This is a genomic window from Bartonella sp. AA1HLJMS (assembly GCF_042197445.1).
GTDB lineage: Bacteria > Pseudomonadota > Alphaproteobacteria > Rhizobiales > Rhizobiaceae > Bartonella.
Genome location: NZ_JBHIRW010000142.1, coordinates 1 through 1,841, shown reverse-complemented (window position 1 = coordinate 1,841; position 1,841 = coordinate 1). Strand labels below are relative to the sequence as shown.

The following is a 1,841-nucleotide window of genomic DNA, read 5'->3' as shown; positions in this document are numbered from 1 at the left end:
TTTGGCTCAAATGACGCAAGTTAAAAAACTTCTCCTGCAAAAATAAAATCGATCAATCTCGGTTCTTCTTTTTTGTTGATTAACTCAGTGATTTTATTGTTTAATTCATCAATAACTTTCATCTGTGAAGCTAACTTTAGCCTTTGGCTGTATAGCGTTTCATTTTTTTGCTTAATTAAAGAGGATAGGTTTTCAAGTACTACTTGCTGTTGTTCAATTGACTTATCTCGCTCTGCAAGAGTTGCTTCATGCCATCTCATCCAACTATCAAATTGTGACTTATGCCATTCTTCTTGTTTTGCAAGAATTTTTGTATGAGTTCTATGTCGTTTTATAAGATCTTCTATGCTACAATCACGATCCGGTATTTGTATAAATTCTTTCACAAACTTATCTCCATTCTCAATTTTCGTATTACAACCTATTAATCTACAAATCCGTGTGTAGAGTTTCTTCAATATTCCGTTTCTCATGATCTTTCTTCTTTAAGAGTGTGAAGGGTGCTGTTGCTGTTCGTTATTATCTGTAGGGGCAGCAATAAAAGTAGATTGTGAAGATAATTTAGAATCACATGATTGCGTCCTATAAAAAAACGAGAAAAAGTCTTCTGCCTTAATTGGTGCTCCAATTCTGTTGGCTTCATTCAAAAGAATTGGGATATGTTTTGTTGGAATTCTCCCACCAGTTCCACCTTTTGATACAGGACGGAGCCAGACGTACACGCGTGTTCTATGAACCCCAAGCAACTGAGATACCCTACGAACCCCACCTAATAAATTTATTATTTCCGAAAATTGTTTCATAAGTCATATTGTAGCTTATTTAGGTACAAAATCAATAGAAAACGTAACGAAAATCACAAAAGATTTTTTTTCTAACAAAGATATAATGGAAACCATGAATAACATTATGAAAATTTGGCTAAGTGAAGCCTTACAAGAATCTGGATTATCTCAATCATCGCTTGCCAGACAACTAAGTGAGAAGATGCATCGCCCTATCTACCGCTCTGCAGTCAATAAAATGCTGACAGGTGAACGAGGAATAAGTGCACAAGAAGGTATAGCAATTGAGGAAATCACAAAATACCCACTTCCACGAAAAAAAACTATACCCTTAATGGGTTATGTAGGAGCAGGTTCAGAAATTATCCCCTATGAAGATGGTTGGCTTGAAGAAGTGGAAATGCCCCCATATATTACAAAGGATACATGCGCAGTAAAAGTTGAAGGCGACTCAATGGAACCTTTCATTGAGGATAAATCTATTTTATTTTATTCAGAAAACATTTCTCCAAGTTTACTTCTTAATAAAAAAGCAATTGTCTATACGCAAGATGGACGTTGTTTTGTCAAAATAATAAAGCAAGGTAGTAAGCCTGGTTTATTTAATTTAGAGAGTTTAAATAGGTTGTATCCAGAAATAAAAGATATTGCATTAATTTGGGCTGCGCCTATAGACTGGATAAAAACACCGAGATTTTAAAATAGTTAAATCATATGAGCATAATTTTCTTCTTATCGTATATTTCTGTTAAGGAGAGAATTATGCAAATATTTGCAAAATAATCGATTAGAATATTAAAATTCAATGTAATTAGTATTATTAAATCTCTAGCTATTCTAAACATATATCCCTTTTTCAGTAATTACAGTTTTAATTTTCTAAGTGACTTTTTATATTTATGTAAAAAATTTCTAAAATCGGTACATATGTATTGACACACGTTCCTAAATACGCTACATTGGTATCCATAAACCACGTACAAACAATCGCCAAGAGGCGTTAGGGAGGAAAAATTATGGATAAGCCAATTCTTATAAATTCTGATGAAATCTTAT

General features: G+C 33.2%; 3 protein-coding genes. 1 reads left to right on the top strand and 2 read right to left on the bottom strand.

From position 1 onward, the window contains the following. Positions 1–20 precede the first annotated feature (20 nt). Both ACFIQE_RS09990 and ACFIQE_RS09985 read right to left on the bottom strand, forming a co-directional pair. Positions 21–386 carry a hypothetical protein gene (locus ACFIQE_RS09990; protein WP_375613931.1) on the bottom strand — a complete coding sequence of 122 codons (366 nt, stop codon included), beginning with the start codon at positions 384–386 and terminating at the stop codon, positions 21–23. Positions 387–485: 99 nt separating this feature from the next. Continuing rightward, positions 486–803 (bottom strand): hypothetical protein, encoded by a 318-nt coding sequence (locus ACFIQE_RS09985; protein ID WP_375707662.1) that lies wholly within the window; start codon positions 801–803, stop codon positions 486–488. An 85-nt stretch (positions 804–888) separates the two neighbouring features. On the opposite strand from ACFIQE_RS09985, the gene ACFIQE_RS09980 reads away from it, so the two are divergent. Beyond that, positions 889–1,485, top strand: a complete 597-nt coding sequence (locus tag ACFIQE_RS09980) for a S24 family peptidase (RefSeq protein WP_375707661.1) — start codon at positions 889–891, stop codon at positions 1,483–1,485. Positions 1,486–1,841 lie beyond the last annotated feature (356 nt).

Coding starts and splice junctions, on each gene's coding strand:
- ACFIQE_RS09985 (WP_375707662.1), bottom strand. CDS start 803: ATGAAACAATTTTCGGAAATAATAAATTTATTAGGTGGGGTTCGTAGG.
- ACFIQE_RS09980 (WP_375707661.1), top strand. CDS start 889: ATGGAAACCATGAATAACATTATGAAAATTTGGCTAAGTGAAGCCTTA.